Origin of the sequence: Nonomuraea sp. NPDC049141 (assembly GCF_040648415.1) — a bacterium.
Taxonomy (GTDB): domain Bacteria; phylum Actinomycetota; class Actinomycetes; order Streptosporangiales; family Streptosporangiaceae; genus Nonomuraea.
On sequence record NZ_JBEZDR010000003.1, the window covers coordinates 470372 to 485255 of the forward strand.

The window sequence follows — 14884 nt, forward strand, 5'->3', positions numbered from 1 at the left end:
ACGATGACACGGACCGCCACGCAGGTGCCGCTCGCGGCACGGGCCGCAGGACTGGTCGGGTCGGTCATCGACTCGAGCACGTCGCTGCTGCAGAAGCAGTCGCACGACATCGTCCGCTTCGCGATGGGCAGCCCCGCCGCCGAAGCGGTCCCCACGCGGCTCCTGGCCGCGATCGGCGCCGCCGAACTGGGCTCGGCCCACGCCTACGACTACGCCGCGACCGAGGGCGACCCCCGGCTGCGCGAGGCGGTGCTCGGCATGCTGTCGGGCACCGGCGAGGCGACGACCCCCGACCGGCTGACCATCACCAGCGGCGGGATGCAGGGCATCGACCTGGCCTGCAAACTCTTCGTCGACCCCGGCGACCTGGTCGTCGTCGAGTCGCCGACCTACACCAACGGCAGCGCCACCGTCATGTCGTACGGCGGAGAGGTGCTCGAAGCGCCCGTCGACGACGACGGGCTGGTCGTCGAGGCCCTGCCGGAGCTCGTCGAGCGGGCCGGCCGCCTGCCGAAGGCGATCTACACGATCCCGAACTTCCAGAACCCCTCCGGCACCACCATGTCGCTCGCGCGGCGGCTCGCGCTCATCGAGCTGGCCCGCGCTTGGGGGGCGATCGTCATCGACGACGACCCGTACGGCTGGTTGCGCTTCGCCGGCGAGGACCTGCCCAGCCTGCGCGAGCTGGGTGAGGGGGGCGCGAACGTGTTCTCGGTGCGTACCTTCTCGAAGGTGCTGGCGCCGGGTCTGCGGGTGGGCTGGGTCGACGCGGCCCCCGAGCTCGGCCAGTTGCTGATCAACGCCAAACAGGCCATGGACACCTGCGCCAACCTGCCCGCGCAGCTCCTGGTGGCCCGGTTCCTGGAGGACGGTCACCTCACCGAGCACCTGAGCGGCCTGCGCGTGGAGTACCTGCGCCGCAAGATCGGGATGCAGCGGGCGCTCACCGAGCACCTCGGCGACATCGCGCGATGGACCAGCCCGGACGGCGGCTTCTTCCTGTGGGTGACGCTGCCGGAGGAGGTCGACGCGCAGGAGCTGTTCGAGGTGGGGCTGGCCGAAGGGGTCGCCTTCATCCCCGGCTCGGCCTTCTCGCCCGGCGGCCGATTCCGCAACGCCCTGCGGCTGTGCTTCGCGTCGACCACCCCGGAGCGCACCCTGGAGGGTGTACGCCGGTTGCGCCGCGCGATCGACCTGGTGACGACGGGGGCTCAGCGTGGCTGACCGGGAAGCGATCACCGCGGCCGAACAGGCGATCCTCGACCTGATCACGCTCGACGAGATCCGCGAGCTCGCGGTGGACCTGGTCCGGGCGGTGGGGCAGAACCCGCCCGGCGAGGAGGGGCCGACCGTGGACGTGCTTGCCGCCGCCTGCGAGGCGCGCGGCCTGGCGGTGACGGTCACCGAGGTGGAGCCCGGCCGGTCCAACGTGTCGGCGGTCCTCGCCGGGGGATCCGGGCCCGGGTTGCTGCTGCTCGGGCACACCGACGTGGTGCCCGTTGGCGACAACTGGACCGTGCCCCCCTTCGGCGGCCAGGTCCGCGACGGACGGCTGTTCGGGCGCGGCTCGGCGGACATGAAGGGCGGCCTTGCCGCGTGTGTGGTGGCGCTGTCCGCGCTGCGCCGGGCCGGTGTCGGCCTCACCGGTCCGGTCGAGCTGGCCGCCGTGGTCGACGAGGAGGAGACCGGCAAGGGCATCCGGGCCTACCTCGCCGACGGTGACCGTTCCGGCTTCGCCGGGTGCGTCGTGGCGGAGCCGACCGACCTGCAGACGATCATCGCGGCGCGCGGTGATTCGTACGTCGAGATCGCGGTCACCGGGCGGGCGGCCCACTCCGGCAAGCCCTCCGACGGGCTCAACGCCATCTACGGCGCCGCCGCGGTGGTGACCGAGCTCGAACGCTGGCACGGTGAGCTGTCGGACGCGCGGCACCCGCTGGTCGGGGCCGCCACGTGGAGCGTCGGTCAGATCGCCGGCGGCACCGGGACGTCCACCGTCCCGGCCGAGTGCCTGATCACCGCCGACCGGCGCCTGCTGCCCGATGAGAAGGGGGAGACCGTGCTGGCCGAGACGACCGGCCGGATCGAGGCCCTGCGCCTGGACGAGCGTGGGCTGGGCGTCGGGGTCAGCATGACGATGCAGATGCCCGGGTTCGAGACGGCGCCGGACGATCGGCTGGTCGCCACGGCCAGGCGGGCGGTGAGCGACGCCGGCGGGCCCGATCTGCCGCTGGCGGGATGGACCGCCGCGTGCGACGGCGGATTCATCGCCCGAGACGCGGGGGTTCCGGTGATCGTGCTCGGCCCCGGCTCGGTCGCCGAGCAGGCGCACCGGGCCGACGAGTCGGTCAGCCTCGAAGAGCTCCTGGTCGCGGCTCGCACCTACGCACTGTGCGCGATGCGGCTACTCACCGACTGAGCCGGGGCCGCCTTCGCGGGCGGCACCGGCGTCCAAGGCCGCCGCGAGTACCTGTGCCAGGTGTAGCGCGGTCCGGTCGGTGCCCTGACCGATCTGCGTACGGCAGCTGAAGCCGTCCGCGACGATCGCCGTCTCAGGGTCAGCCGCGCGTACGGCGGGTAGCAACACCCGCTCGCCGGCCGCCCGCGACACCTCATAATGACCCCGCTCGAACCCGAAATTTCCGGCGAGGCCGCAACAGCCGGAGTCCGGGGCCTCGGCATCGATGCCCGCCGCCCGCATCAGCGCGGAGTCCGCCTCGAAGCCCATGACCGAATGCTGGTGGCAGTGCCGCTGCACCAGTGCCTTCCCGCCCACGTCGGGCGGTCGCCAGTCCGGTGCGTACGCGGCCAGCAGTTCGGCCAGCGTGCGGGTGAGCCGCTTGGCTCGTTGGGCCCGCTCGTCACCGGGCAGCAGATCGACGGCCTCGTGCCGGAAGACGGCCGTGCAACTCGGCTCCAGCCCGACGACGGGCACACCCGCCCGCAGGTAGTCGTCGAGCAGACCGAGAGAGTGGCGCAGCACCCGCTTGGCGACCCCGAGCTGCCCGGTCGAGATCCAGGTCAGCCCGCAGCACACCTGGCCGCGCGGCAGCACCACCTCGAACCCCGCCGCCTCCAGCACCCGGACCGCGGCCCGGCCGACCTCGGGGGAGAGGTAGGTGGTGAAGGAGTCGGGCCACAGCACGACCTTGCCACGCGTGCCGCTGCTGCTGCTGGCGCCGGCCGGTCGGCTGCGCTGGCGGAACCACGCCGTCAACGGCTGGTCGGCGAAGCGCGGGATGGCCCGTTCGGGCGCGATCCCGCCGATCCGCTTGAGCAGGCCCGCGAGACCGGACGACGTCACCCGGTTGACCACCCTCGGCATGCGCCCCGCCAGGCGCGACCACAGCGGCAGCCAGCCCATCGAGTAGTGCGACAGCGGCCGGAGCCGATGCCGGTAGTGGTGGTACTGGAACTCGGCCTTGTAGGTGGCCATGTCGACGTTGACGGGGCAGTCGGACAGGCATCCCTTGCACGACAGGCACAGGTCGAGGGCGTCGCGGACCTCGGTGGAGCGCCACCCGTCGGTGATGACCTCACCCCGGAGCATCTCCCACAGCAGGTGGGCCCGGCCCCGCGTGGAGTGCTGTTCTTCGCGGGTGACCTGGTAGCTGGGGCACATCACACCGCCCGAGGACTCCCGGCACTTGCCCACCCCGACGCAGCGGCGCTGTGCCTGGGCGAAGCTGCCGGCGTCCTGCGGGTAGGCGAAGACCGTAAGCAAACGCTTGGGGTCGGCCGCTCCGGCATGCCGGATGTTCGCGTCGATCGGCGCGGGGTCGGCGATGATGTCCGGGTTCAGTGCCCCGGAGGGATCCCAGAGCTGCTTGACCTCGCGGAACAGGCCCATGATGTCGGTGCCGTACATGCGGGTCAGCAGTTCGGAACGCGCTCGTCCGTCGCCGTGTTCGCCGGAGACCGAGCCGCCCAGGCGTACGACGAGGTCGGTGGCCTGCTCGACGAACGAGCGGAAGGTGGCCAGACCGGCCCGGCTCATCAGGTCGAAGTCGATGCGCATGTGCATGCAACCCTCGCCGAAGTGCCCGTACGACGCGCCCGACAGGTCGTGGGCCGCCATCAGCTCGTCGAGCTCGCGCAGGTACGTCGCGAGCCGGTCCGGCGGGACCGCGGCGTCCTCCCAGCCGCCCCAGGCCTCCGCGCCGTCGGCCCGGCGGGTGGCGAGGCCGGTGCCGTCGCGCCGGCACCGCCACAGCACGCCCTGCGCCCGCGGGTCGGTGACCAGCGCCGACGTCGCGGGGATGCCCGCGCCGTCGAGGTCGGCGACGATCGCGCGGCCCGCGCGGGCGGCGTGCTCGGCGTCGTCGCCCGCTACCTCGATGAGCAGCCAGGCGCCGCCCTCCGGCAGGCCCGCCGCGACCGCGTCGTTCCTGACCTGGTCGGGCAGGCGCCGCACCAGCGCGTCATTGATCGATTCCATGGTCAGTGGCCGGTGGGGGAGCACGTGGGGCACGCATTCGGCGGCGCTGAACGAGTCGGGGAAGCCCAGCACCAGCAGGGCCTTGGCGGCGGGCAGCGGTACCAGGCCGACGGTCGCCCGCAGGGTGGTCGCCAGGGTGCCCTCGGTGCCACAGAGGAACCGGGCGACGTCGTAGCCGTGCTCGGGCAGCAGCCGGTCCAGCGCGTACCCGGAGATGCGGCGTTTGAGACCGGAGAAGCGCCGGCCGATCGCGAGGGCGTTCCGCTGGGCCAGCTCCTGCATCGCGCGGTGGAGCTCGCCTTCGCGGCCCGGCCGGGCGGCCAGCTCGGCCATCCGCCGCCGCGTGTCGGCATCGGCGGCCGGCACCGTGAGGTCCAGCCGGGAGCCGTCCGCGAGCAGTGCCTCAAGACCCATGAGGTTGTCCGCGGTGGTCCCCCAGGCCACCGAGTGGGCGCCGCAGGCGTTGTTGGCGATCATCCCGCCGAGGGTCGCCCGGCTGGCCGAGGAGGGATCGGCGCCGAAGGTGAGGCCATGGCGGGCCGCCGCCGCGGTCAGGTCGGTGAGTACGACACCCGGTTCGACCACGGCGGTGCGACTGGCGGGGTCGAGATCGAGGATCCGGTTGACGTGGCGGGAGACGTCGATGACCACGCCGCCGAGGGCGTTGCCGGCCATGGACGTACCGCCGCCGCGGACCACCACGGGCGCGCCCACCTCGGCCGCGATGCACACGGCGGCCACGAGGTCGTCGACGTCGGCGGGCACGACGACCAGGTCGGGCACCAGCCGGTAGTTGGAGGCGTCCGTGCTGTACAGGGCCTTGGTCCCGGGGTCGTGGCGGGCCGTCCCCCGCAGGACGGACGTCAGCCGCGTGGCCAGCGACTCGACGTCGAAAGCCGTCGAGTGGCGGGTCAATGGCTCAGGACGGCGTGCAGGAAGCTCTTGGTGCGATCTTCCTTCGGCGCCTTGAAGATCTCTCCGGGCGGACCCTGTTCGACCACGGAACCATGGTCGAACATCACGACGCGATCCGAGATCTCCTCGGCGAAGCGCATCTCGTGGGTCACCATGAGCATCGTCATGTCGGTGCTCACGGCGAGCTCCCGGATGACGTTGAGCACCTCGCCGATCAGCTCGGGGTCGAGGGCCGATGTGGGCTCGTCGAAGAGCATCACCTTGGGCCGCATCGCCAGCGCGCGGGCGATGGCCACCCGCTGCTGCTGCCCGCCGGACAGCTTCGGCGGCTTGTGGTCGAGGTGCTTCGACAGGCCCACCATCTCCAGCAGTTCGACCGAGCGCTGACGGGCCTCCTCCTTGTCCAGCTTGAGCACCCGGGTGGGCGCCTCGAGGACGTTCTCCAGGGCGGTCATGTGCGGGAAGAGGTTGAACTGCTGGAACACCATGCCGACGTGCCGGCGGGTCGCCCGCATCTGCTTGGTCTCCTTGGGCCGCGAGCCGGGCTTGACGTCCCACAGGGTTTCGCCGTTGACCGTCACGAGTCCCGTGTCGGGGGTCTCCAGGGTCATCAGGATCCGCAGGATCGTGGTCTTGCCCGATCCGGACGGCCCGATGATGGACACCTTCTCGCCCGACTTGACGTCGAAGTTCAGCGAGCGGAGCACCTCATTGTCGCCCCACCGCTTGCTGACGTCGTCGAAGGAGATCATGACCTCGCGGTCCGCCGCGGGCGTCGATTCGGGTACGGGGGCAGACTCGGTGTCAATGTGAGGGGGCAAGTCGACGCTCCAATCTCCGGACCATCTGAGAGGCCGGGTAGCTGACCAGGAGGAAGAGCAGACCCGCGATGGTCAGCGGCTCGAGGTAGCGGAAGTTGTTCGATCCGATCGCCTGAGCGTGGGCCAGCAGTTCGAACACGGTGATGGCCGACAGCACGGCCGAGTCCTTGAACATCTGGATGAGGTAGTTGCCCAGGATGGGGATCACCGACCGGACGGCCTGCGGAAGGACGATCCGGGTCCAGGTGGCACCGATGGGCAGATTGAGCGCCTTCGCCGCCTCCCACTGCCCGGGCGGCACGTCGTGGATTCCGGAGCGGTAGACCTCGGCCGTGTAGGCGCTGTAGTTGATGCCGATCACGACGATGCCGGTGGCCATCGGACTGAAGCTCAGGCCGTAGTTGGGCAGGATGAAGAACGCGCAGTACGCCTGGATCAGCAGCGGCGTCCCCCGGACGAACTGAACATAGAAGTCGAACAGCTTTGACAGGACCGGCAGGCGCGAGAACCGGATGACCGCGACCACCAGGCCGAGGAGCATCGCGATGACCGTGCCGGCGAGGGTGATCTGGACGGTCACCCACAGTCCCTGAAGCAGATCCGGCAGGATCGACAGCGCGAATTTGGAGTCCCAGATCATACGGGCATCCCTGCCTTCACGAGCGGACCCGGCTGATCCCGGCGCGACTTGGACTGGCGGTCCAGGGCGAATCGCCGCTCCAGCCACTTCATCAGCTGGGAGATCAGGGTCGAGAGCAAGAAGTACAGCACGAGGATCGTGAGGAACACGGCCGTCGTCTGCCCAGTGGTGTTGCGTACCATCTGCCCGCGGAAGGTGAGATCCGCGACCGTGACGAGCGAGACCAGCGAGGTGTTCTTCAGCAGATCGACCATCACGTTGCAGAACGGCGGCAACATGGCCGGGATGGACTGGGGTATCAGCACCCGCCGCATCCGCAGCGCCCGGCCCATTCCGAGGGCTATGCACGCCTCGTTCTGCCCGGCGGCGCGTGAGCTGATCGTGCCACGTACGATCTCGGCCCCGTAGGCCCCTTCGTTGAACCCCAGCGCCAGCACCGCCGCGGTGAGCGGGGCGAGCTGGAAGCCGAAGAAGGGCAGCGCGAAGAAGAACCAGAACATCTGGACCAGCAGAGAGGTGCCGCGGAAGACCTCGACGAAGACGCCGGCCGGCCACCGAAGCCACCAGTGCTGCGACAGGCGGGCGAGACCCGCCGTGAACGCCGTCACCACCGTGAGGATGGCGCCGAGAACGGTGACGAGCAGCGTGATGAGCAGCCCCTGCAGCAGCAGCGGCGCGTAGGTGATCACATCGGACATGGGTCGTCGATCTCCTGGGCCGTAGGGGTGAGGCTGGGGTGGCCCACTCGGGTCAGCCGGCGTTCTTGCACAGCTCGGCGGCTGTGACGCCCTTGGTGATCTGCGCGTCGAAGCCCCACTTGGTGAGGATCGCGGCGAACTCGCTGGTCGCCTTGAACGCGGCGAGCTCCTTGTTGTACTCGGCCAGGAACGTCTTGTCCGTGGGGCGGAAGGCCGCTCCGGACCCGGTCCGTGGCGCGTCACCCACCGGCTCGGTGACCTCGAAGTCCTTGTCCTTCTCCTGCAGGGCCTTCAGCGAGAGGGTCGGCAGGAAGAAGGCGTCGGCTCGTCCGGCCCGCAGCGCCTCGATGCCGCTGCGCCCGTCGTCCACCTTGACCAGCTGCCCGTCGGGCACCTTGGCCGTCTTGAGTATCCCGTCCTCGAACCCGCCGGGCAGCACCGCGATCTTCAGCTCCGCGTTCGCGAGCACGCCGGCGACGGTGGTGATCTTCTTCGGGTTGCCGGGCTTGACCCCGAAGGACTCCGTCGACACGATGACCGGCTCCGAATAGAGCACCTCGGCGCAGCGTGACTGCTTCATGAACAGGCCCGCCGCGATGGCGTCCCATCGGTTGGCCTTCAGGCCGGGGATCATCGACGCGTACGGAGTGATGACTCCCTGGACGTCGTTGATGCCCAGCCGCTTGCACACGGCCCGGAACACGTCCGGCTCGGCGCCCGTGACGTTTCCGTCCGCGGTGACCTGCGTGTACGGCGGCTCGTTCGCGATGCCCACGCGGAGAAAGCCTTGCTTTCGCCCGGTCGCGAGCAGGTCCTGGGTGGCGCTCGCGGAGCCGGGGATCTCGGTCCGGCTGCAGCCGGCCAGGAATCCGGTCAGCGGCGCGGCCATCGCGGCGGCGCCGAGGCCGCGAAGGAGGGCTCTCCGCGAGGGGTCGTAGGTCATGTCGACTCCGATATCGTCGCGGCCGTCCTGGGGGACAGCGTTGGGAAGCCGGGATTCGCCAGGTACGGCGCGAGGCCTCTTTGTTGCTGACCGAAGCTAATCAGCTGGTGTAGCATTGTCAACAATCTTATTGATCCCTCGGGATATTGGAACGCGCTCGAAACACTCGCGATACATGCTCTGCTCGGCATTACCGCTCAGCCGAAAGGTCATCCGTGAACGAAAAACTCCGTCATACGACCGTCGGTCTGCTGTACCCAGGCTTCGGCGCCGAGGACGATTTCCCCGCCCTCGAGCGACGGCTGGGCGGCGCCGTGCGCCTGCCGCTGGTGCACACGTCGGTCGGTGAGGACGCCCACCGGGTCGACGCGCTGCTGGACCTCGGCAGCCCCGAGCGCCTGGCCGAAGGCGCCCGGCAGCTGGTCGGTCACGCTCCGGACGCCGTGATGTGGGCGTGCACCTCGGGCAGCTTCGTCTTCGGCTGGGACGGCGCCCGCGAGCAGGTGGACGGGGTGGCGAAGATCATGGGGCTGCCCGTCTCATCGACCTCGATCGCCTTCGTCGAGGCGGTGCACGCGCTCGGCCTGAGCCGCGTCGCTGTCGCGGCGTCCTACCCGCAGGACGTCGCGACGCACTTCGTGGAATTCCTGCGGCGCGGCGGGGTCGAGGTCGCGGCGCTGGGCAGCCACGGCATCTTCACGGCGGCCGAGGTCGGCACCCTCGGCAAGGAGCAGGTGGCGGACATGGTGCGCTCCGGTGACGTCGACGATGCGGAGGCCGTGCTGGTCCCCGACACCGCGATGCACTCGCTGGCCTGGCTGGACGACCTCGAAAGCGCCGTCGGCAAGCCGGTCCTCACCGCCAACCAGGTCACGGTATGGGAAGGACTCCGGATCGGGGGAGGGAGCACGCGCCTCGACGGCATGGGTTCCCTCTTCCGCCGGTGACACGGACATGGCATCAGTTGATTCCCGCATCACGATGATGAACAATCCACAATCGACACGCACGCCGGGCTCTCCGCGCCGCACTGTCGCAGCCGAATCGGAGACCAGCATGACCACCCTGGGCAGGTTCATCGGACCCGTGGACCGCGAGTCCACGCCGAGCATCATCGCCCGCAAGCTCCGTGAGGCCATCGCCCACGGGGAGCTCCAGCCGGGCACCCAGCTGGGCGAGGCCGACCTGGCCCGCGAGCTCGGCGTGAGCCGTGGCCCGCTGCGGGAGGCCATGCAGCGCCTGACGCAGGAGGGGTTGCTGATCTCGATCCGCAACCGCGGTCTGTTCGTCATCGAGCTGACCGATGACGACGTCTACGACATCTACGTGGCACGCACCGCCGTCGAGCGCGCCGCCGCCGCCGAGATCTTCCGCCGCGATCCCGTCGACGCGGGTAAGCGACTGTCGGCGATCATCAAGAAGATGGAGAAGGCCTCCGACCGGCTGGACGGAGAGAAGATCGGCGCCGCGGACCTGGAGTTCCACGAGGAGCTCGTCCGGATGGCCCAGAGCCCTCGGCTGTCCCGTATGCACCACACGCTGCTGACCGAGACCCGCATGTGCGTGACCGCGCTGCAGGAGACCTACCCCGCGCCCGACGACCGCGTCCCCGAGCACAACGAGATCGCCGACGCGTTCATCGCCGGCGATGCCGAACTCGTTGACCGCCTGCTCATCGAGCACATGCGCGACGCGGTGGTCCGCCTCGGGTCGCGGGGAGCCGCCACCTAGCCTCGGGTGGCGGGGGCCGCCACCTGGCCTCGGGTGGCGGGGGCCGCCACCATGACCGGTCAGGCGAGGGCGATGCCGATGTACTTGGTCTCCAGGAACTCCTCGATACCGGTCGGCCCGCCCTCGCGGCCGAGCCCCGAGGCCTTGACTCCGCCGAACGGCGCGGCGGGGTTGGACACCACACCCTGGTTGATGCCGACCATGCCCGTCTCCAGCGCCTCCGCGACGCGCAGCGCGCGCGACAGGTCGTTGGTGAACAGGTAGTTGACCAGGCCGTACTCGGTGTCGTTGGCGGCCGCCACGACCTCTTCCTCGCTGGTGAACGGCGTCAGCGGCGCGACCGGGCCGAAGATCTCCTCGTGCCGCATCCGGGCCGACTCGGGCACGCCGGTCAGAACCGTCGGCGGGTAGAAGAAGCCGGGCTCGTTCCCGGTCTCTCCGCCGGTGAGCACCTTGGCGCCACGCTCGACGGCGTCGGTCACCAGTTGCTGGACCTTCCGCTGCGCGGCGGCGTCGATGAGCGGGCCGACGCGGACGCCGTCGTCGACACCGCGCCCGACGGGCAGGGCGGCCATCTTCTCGGCCAGTTTCGTACCGAAGGCGTCGATGACGTCGGTGTGGACGTACATGCGGTTCGCGGCGGTGCAGGCCTCGCCGGAGTTGCGCATCTTCGCGGCGATCGCCCCGTCGACGGCAGCGTCGAGGTCGGCGTCGGGGAAGACGATGAACGCGGCGTTGCCACCGAGCTCCATCGAGGTGCGCAGTACCTTGTCGGCGCACTGCTCGAGCAGCCGGCGGCCCACTGCGGTGGAACCGGTGAACGACAGCTTGCGCGCCACGCCGGAGCGGATCAGCGGCTCCATGACCGCGCCCGCGTTGTCCGTGGTCACGACATTGACCACGCCCTCGGGCACACCGGCTTCGGCCAGGATCTCGGCCAGGGCCAGCATGGACAGCGGGGTCTGCGCGGCCGGCTTGATGACACTGGTGCAGCCGGCGGCGATCGCGGGACCGATCTTGCGGGTGCCCATGGCCATGGGGAAGTTCCACGGCGTGATCAGCAGTGACGGCCCGACGGGCTGCTTGGTCACCAGGAAACGGGCGCCGCCGGCCGGTGCGACCTGGTAGCCGCCGTTGACGCGGACGGCCTCTTCGGCGAAGTGGCGGAAGAACTCCGCGGCGTAGGCGATCTCGCCTCGTGACTCCGCCAGGGGCTTGCCCATCTCCAGCGTCATGAGCAGGGCGAGGGCGTCAATGCGCTCGTGCAGCAGGTGAAAGGCGCGCATGAGCATGTCGGCCCGCGCCCGTGGCGGGGTGGCGGCGAACGCGGTCTGCGCCGCGGCGGCGGCTTCGAGGGCGGCCATCCCGTCTTCGGGCGACGCGTCTGCAACGGCGCACAGCACCTTGCCCGTGGAGGGATCCAGTACGTCGAAGGTGGCTCCTGACGACGCGTCAGTCCACTTGCCGTTGATGAAGAGCTGCTTCGGAGCCGCCTCGACGACTGAGCGCTCACGGGCCTGATCAGTCATTTCTCGTCCCTTCCGACAGAGGCCGCTGGGCGCCGGCGCCGCTCCGGGGGCTGACGCGGCCCGCGAGCCGTTGTAAGTTATCTACCAGTTTGATTGTCGACAATCTACCAGAGGGGTACTCGTGGCAGAACTCTCTTCGATCCTCAAGCAGGCAACCGGAGTCATCGCCGCCCGCGGCGAAGGCGTGCACCTCTACGACGAGGACGGCCGCCGCTATCTCGACTTCACCGCCGGCATCGGCGTCACCAGCACGGGGCACTGCCACCCGCGCGTGGTCGAGGCGGCCCAACGCCAGGTCGCGACCCTCATCCACGCCCAGTACACGACGGTCATGCACCGCCCGCTGCTCGACCTGGTCGACCGGCTCGGCGAGGTGCTGCCCACCGGCCTCGACCGCATGTTCTTCGCCAATTCCGGCTCCGAAGGGGTGGAGGCGGCCCTCCGCCTGGCCCGCCAGTCGACCGCCCGCCCGAACGTCGTCGTCTTCCACGGCGGCTTCCACGGCCGGACCGTCGCGGCCGCCTCGATGACCACCTCAGGAACCAAGTTCCGCGCCGGCTTCAGCCCCATCATGGGCGGCGTCGTCATCGCGCCCTTCCCGAACCCCACCCACTACGGATGGAGCGAGGAGGAAGCCACCGACTTCGCCCTGCGCGAGCTGGACTACCTCCTTCAGACCGTGACGACGCCGGCCGAGACCGCCGCCTTCTTCGTCGAGCCGGTGCTGGGGGAGGGCGGCTACGTGCCGGCCAACACCCGGTTCCTGGCCGGCCTGCGCGAGCGCGCCGACCGGCACGGGATCCTGCTGGTCCTCGACGAGGTGCAGACCGGTTGGGGGCGCACCGGCAAGTTCTGGGGCGGCGACCATTTCGCCGCCCGCGCCGACATCCTGATCACCGCCAAGGGCCTGGCCTCCGGGTTCCCGCTGTCGGCGATCGCCGCCCGCGCGGATCTCATGGGGAAGGCCTGGCCCGGATCGCAGGGCGGCACCTACGGCGCGAACGCGGTGGCCTGCGCCGCGGCCATCGCCACCCTCGACGTGATCCTGAGCGAAGGACTCGTCCAGAACTCGGCCGACCGCGGCGCCGAACTCCGCGCGGCGCTGCAGGACGTGGCGTCCCGGCACAAGAACATCACCGACGTACGCGGCCTGGGCCTGATGCTGGGCAACGAGTTCCGCGACGCGAACGGAGACCCGGACGGCGCCACCGCAGCCGCGGCCCAGCAGGAGGCCGCCAAGCGGGGCCTGCTGCTGCTGACCTGCGGCGCCTGGGGAGAGGTCGTCCGGTTCATCCCCGCGCTGGTCGTCAACTCCGAGCAGGTGAAGGAGGCCGGCGCGATCTGGGCGGAGGCGGTGACCGCGGTGACCGCCTGACCAGCGCTAACTGTGCCCGATGGACGCTGAACGGGTGCGTCACTGCGCCCGATGGACGCTGAAGTCGTCGAACGACACGGTGATGACACCGCCGCCGGCCTCCGGCACCCGCGCGACCACGCCCGCCTGACTGATCGAGCTGTCCGGCAGCGTCTGAGAGTCGACGACGTCGATCGTCTGGGTTCCGTCGATCCAGAGCGTCAGGTGGGTTCCGGTGCCGGACTGCCGGCAGGCGGCCTGGATGCGGACCTGCCGCCCGGCGGCCGGCGCCCCGGCCTGTACGGGAGGCGTCACGTCGAGATTGGTGCCCTGGGCGTTCCTGACGACGCGCGCGGTGCCGTCGAGGCCGAGCAGGAACGCGTACCCGTTGGGTACCTCTTCGTCCCATCGGCACAGGAGCCCGAAGCTCGCCCGGCCCGTCGAGCCCGCCCGCACCTCGGCCGTCGCGCCGATCAGCACGTCGCGTTCGACCGCGGCCGGCGAGGCCGGGTTCTTGGCCGGCACGGGGGAGAGGGCGGGGTTGTTCGGGTAGCCCTTGTCGGCAAAGAGGGAGTAGACACCGCGGTCGATCTCGTACCCGTGCACGGTCCGGTTGTCGCCTTCGGCAGTGGGGTTGAAGGTGTAGCCGTCCCAGTTGCCACGGTCGCTGAAGTCGTCGGCGTAGAGCAGCGGGCCGTTCGCCGGCGCCTCGTGCGAGCTGAACTTCGGCACGAGGATCACGCCCGCGACGAGCACCGCCGCCAGACCGGCCGCGACACCCAGGATCCACCGCCGTGACCGCGTCCTTCCCGGGGTGGTCTTCTGTATGGCGGCGCGCGACGTCGGGGGGATCGCGGTGGACGGATCCGGCCCCGCCGATAAGGGCGGCTGGGCGTCCGCCGAGGTGCGCGGGTCGCTGCCGGAGTGCTCGCGAAGCAAGTCGGCGGCGGTGGGCCGGCTCTGCGGGTCGCTCCCGGTGAGGTCGCGCAGCAGGTCGGCGGCGGTGGGCCGGGCGGCGGGGTCCTTGCTCAGGCAGGCCGCGAGCAGCGGGCGGAGGTCGCCGGGCACACCGGCCAGGTCGGGGTCGCGGGTGGAGATGGAGTACAGGAGCGCGGGAATCGTCGCGCCGCCGAAGGCTAGACGCCCCGTCGCCGCGAACGCCATCGTGCACGCCCAGCTGAACACGTCCGACGCCCGGCTGGGCGGTTGCCCGGCGAACTGCTCCGGGGCGATGTAGGCGGGGGTGCCCACCACGCCGGACTCGATGGTGGTGTGGTCCAGGGCGCGGGCGATGCCGAAGTCGATGACCACCGGACCCTCGGGACCGAGGATCACGTTGCCGGGCTTGAAGTCGCGGTGCACGATCCCAGCCCGGTGGATCGCGGTCAGAGCCGTCAGCGTGGCGACCGCCAGACGGTGCAGCCCGCTGCCGGTCCGCGGGCCGTCGGTGGCGACCGCCTCGGCCAGGGACCCGCCGGGGATGTACTCGCTGACGACGTAGGGGCGGCCGTGGACGTCCCCCACGCCCAGCACCCGCGCGGTGCAGAAGGGGGCGACCCGCCGGGCGGTGTCCGCCTCGCGCAGGAACCGCCGGCGGCTCTCGGCGTCCATCGAGGCGCTGTGGTGCAACACCTTGATCGCGACGCGGCCCGCCGACGGCGCCTCTCCGAGGTAGACCACCCCTTGCCCGCCCTGGCCGAGCACGCCGGTTAACCGGTAGTCGCCTATCCGCTCAGGCTCGTCCGGATCCAGGGGACGCGGGCCCACGGCCCACCTTCGATCATCTCGATGTCGTGGTGCGAAGAGCCAGGATAA

The 14884-nt window shown here is 70.6% G+C and carries 12 protein-coding genes; 5 read left to right on the top strand and 7 right to left on the bottom strand.

Annotation, left to right across the window (positions count from 1 at the left end):
• The first annotated feature begins 3 nt into the window (after window positions 1-3).
• The gene (locus AB0B91_RS10690; RefSeq protein WP_358318337.1) at window positions 4-1224 is read left to right on the top strand and encodes a PLP-dependent aminotransferase family protein; all 1221 of its coding nucleotides are present in this window, start codon (window positions 4-6) and stop codon (window positions 1222-1224) included.
• Window positions 1217-2419 (top strand): M20 family metallopeptidase, encoded by a 1203-nt coding sequence (locus tag AB0B91_RS10695; RefSeq protein WP_358318046.1) that lies wholly within the window; start codon window positions 1217-1219, stop codon window positions 2417-2419. Before AB0B91_RS10690 ends, AB0B91_RS10695 begins: the two co-directional genes overlap by 8 nt.
• On the opposite strand, the gene AB0B91_RS10700 is transcribed toward AB0B91_RS10695, so the two are convergent.
• Genes AB0B91_RS10700 through ehuB form a run of 5 tightly spaced genes read right to left on the bottom strand, consistent with a single transcriptional unit; the run spans window position 2405 to window position 8455 of the window.
• Window positions 2405-5353 carry an FAD-binding and (Fe-S)-binding domain-containing protein gene (locus AB0B91_RS10700; protein ID WP_358318047.1) on the bottom strand — a complete coding sequence of 983 codons (2949 nt, stop codon included), beginning with the start codon at window positions 5351-5353 and terminating at the stop codon, window positions 2405-2407. The two genes, AB0B91_RS10695 and AB0B91_RS10700, sit on opposite strands and share 15 nt — an antisense overlap.
• Window positions 5350-6105: an ectoine/hydroxyectoine ABC transporter ATP-binding protein EhuA gene (gene ehuA, locus AB0B91_RS10705; RefSeq protein WP_358318338.1), complete on the bottom strand. Its 756-nt coding sequence runs from the start codon at window positions 6103-6105 to the stop codon at window positions 5350-5352. The genes AB0B91_RS10700 and ehuA overlap by 4 nt, the downstream gene beginning before the upstream one ends.
• A 52-nt stretch (window positions 6106-6157) precedes the next feature.
• Window positions 6158-6814, bottom strand: coding sequence for an ectoine/hydroxyectoine ABC transporter permease subunit EhuD (gene ehuD / locus AB0B91_RS10710; protein ID WP_358318048.1), 657 nt, complete (start codon window positions 6812-6814; stop codon window positions 6158-6160).
• The gene (ehuC, locus tag AB0B91_RS10715) at window positions 6811-7512 is read right to left on the bottom strand and encodes an ectoine/hydroxyectoine ABC transporter permease subunit EhuC (RefSeq protein WP_358318049.1); all 702 of its coding nucleotides are present in this window, start codon (window positions 7510-7512) and stop codon (window positions 6811-6813) included. Before ehuC ends, ehuD begins: the two co-directional genes overlap by 4 nt.
• Window positions 7513-7564: 52 nt before the next feature.
• Complete coding sequence (gene ehuB, locus AB0B91_RS10720; RefSeq protein ID WP_358318050.1) at window positions 7565-8455, bottom strand: ectoine/hydroxyectoine ABC transporter substrate-binding protein EhuB; 891 nt, start codon at window positions 8453-8455, stop codon at window positions 7565-7567.
• Between the two features lie 215 nt (window positions 8456-8670).
• Between ehuB and AB0B91_RS10725 the strand changes: the two genes are divergently transcribed.
• Together AB0B91_RS10725 and AB0B91_RS10730 are read left to right on the top strand one after the other, a co-directional pair.
• Complete coding sequence (locus tag AB0B91_RS10725; RefSeq protein ID WP_358318051.1) at window positions 8671-9402, top strand: maleate cis-trans isomerase; 732 nt, start codon at window positions 8671-8673, stop codon at window positions 9400-9402.
• A 109-nt stretch (window positions 9403-9511) separates the two neighbouring features.
• Window positions 9512-10186 (top strand): GntR family transcriptional regulator, encoded by a 675-nt coding sequence (locus AB0B91_RS10730; RefSeq protein ID WP_358318052.1) that lies wholly within the window; start codon window positions 9512-9514, stop codon window positions 10184-10186.
• Between the two features lie 59 nt (window positions 10187-10245).
• Here the strand turns inward: AB0B91_RS10730 and AB0B91_RS10735 are convergent, their stop codons facing one another.
• Window positions 10246-11715 (bottom strand): NAD-dependent succinate-semialdehyde dehydrogenase, encoded by a 1470-nt coding sequence (locus tag AB0B91_RS10735; protein WP_358318053.1) that lies wholly within the window; start codon window positions 11713-11715, stop codon window positions 10246-10248.
• Between the two features lie 121 nt (window positions 11716-11836).
• Here AB0B91_RS10735 and AB0B91_RS10740 point away from each other — a divergent pair, with 121 nt between their 5' ends.
• Window positions 11837-13090 carry an aminotransferase class III-fold pyridoxal phosphate-dependent enzyme gene (locus tag AB0B91_RS10740; RefSeq protein ID WP_358318054.1) on the top strand — a complete coding sequence of 418 codons (1254 nt, stop codon included), beginning with the start codon at window positions 11837-11839 and terminating at the stop codon, window positions 13088-13090.
• Window positions 13091-13129: 39 nt separating this feature from the next.
• Here AB0B91_RS10740 and AB0B91_RS10745 read toward each other — a convergent pair whose 3' ends face one another.
• Window positions 13130-14836 carry a protein kinase gene (locus AB0B91_RS10745; RefSeq protein WP_358318055.1) on the bottom strand — a complete coding sequence of 569 codons (1707 nt, stop codon included), beginning with the start codon at window positions 14834-14836 and terminating at the stop codon, window positions 13130-13132.
• Between the last annotated feature and the right edge of the window lie 48 nt (window positions 14837-14884).

Bases quoted from the DNA above. Each gene is read 5' to 3' on its own strand.
- ehuA (WP_358318338.1), bottom strand. From the start codon at position 6,105: ATGATCTCCTTCGACGACGTCAGCAAGCGGTGGGGCGACAATGAGGTG.
- AB0B91_RS10735 (WP_358318053.1), bottom strand. From the start codon at position 11,715: ATGACTGATCAGGCCCGTGAGCGCTCAGTCGTCGAGGCGGCTCCGAAG.
- ehuD (WP_358318048.1), bottom strand. From the start codon at position 6,814: ATGATCTGGGACTCCAAATTCGCGCTGTCGATCCTGCCGGATCTGCTT.
- AB0B91_RS10690 (WP_358318337.1), top strand. From the start codon at position 4: ATGACACGGACCGCCACGCAGGTGCCGCTCGCGGCACGGGCCGCAGGA.
- AB0B91_RS10730 (WP_358318052.1), top strand. From the start codon at position 9,512: ATGACCACCCTGGGCAGGTTCATCGGACCCGTGGACCGCGAGTCCACG.
- ehuC (WP_358318049.1), bottom strand. From the start codon at position 7,512: ATGTCCGATGTGATCACCTACGCGCCGCTGCTGCTGCAGGGGCTGCTC.
- ehuB (WP_358318050.1), bottom strand. From the start codon at position 8,455: ATGACCTACGACCCCTCGCGGAGAGCCCTCCTTCGCGGCCTCGGCGCC.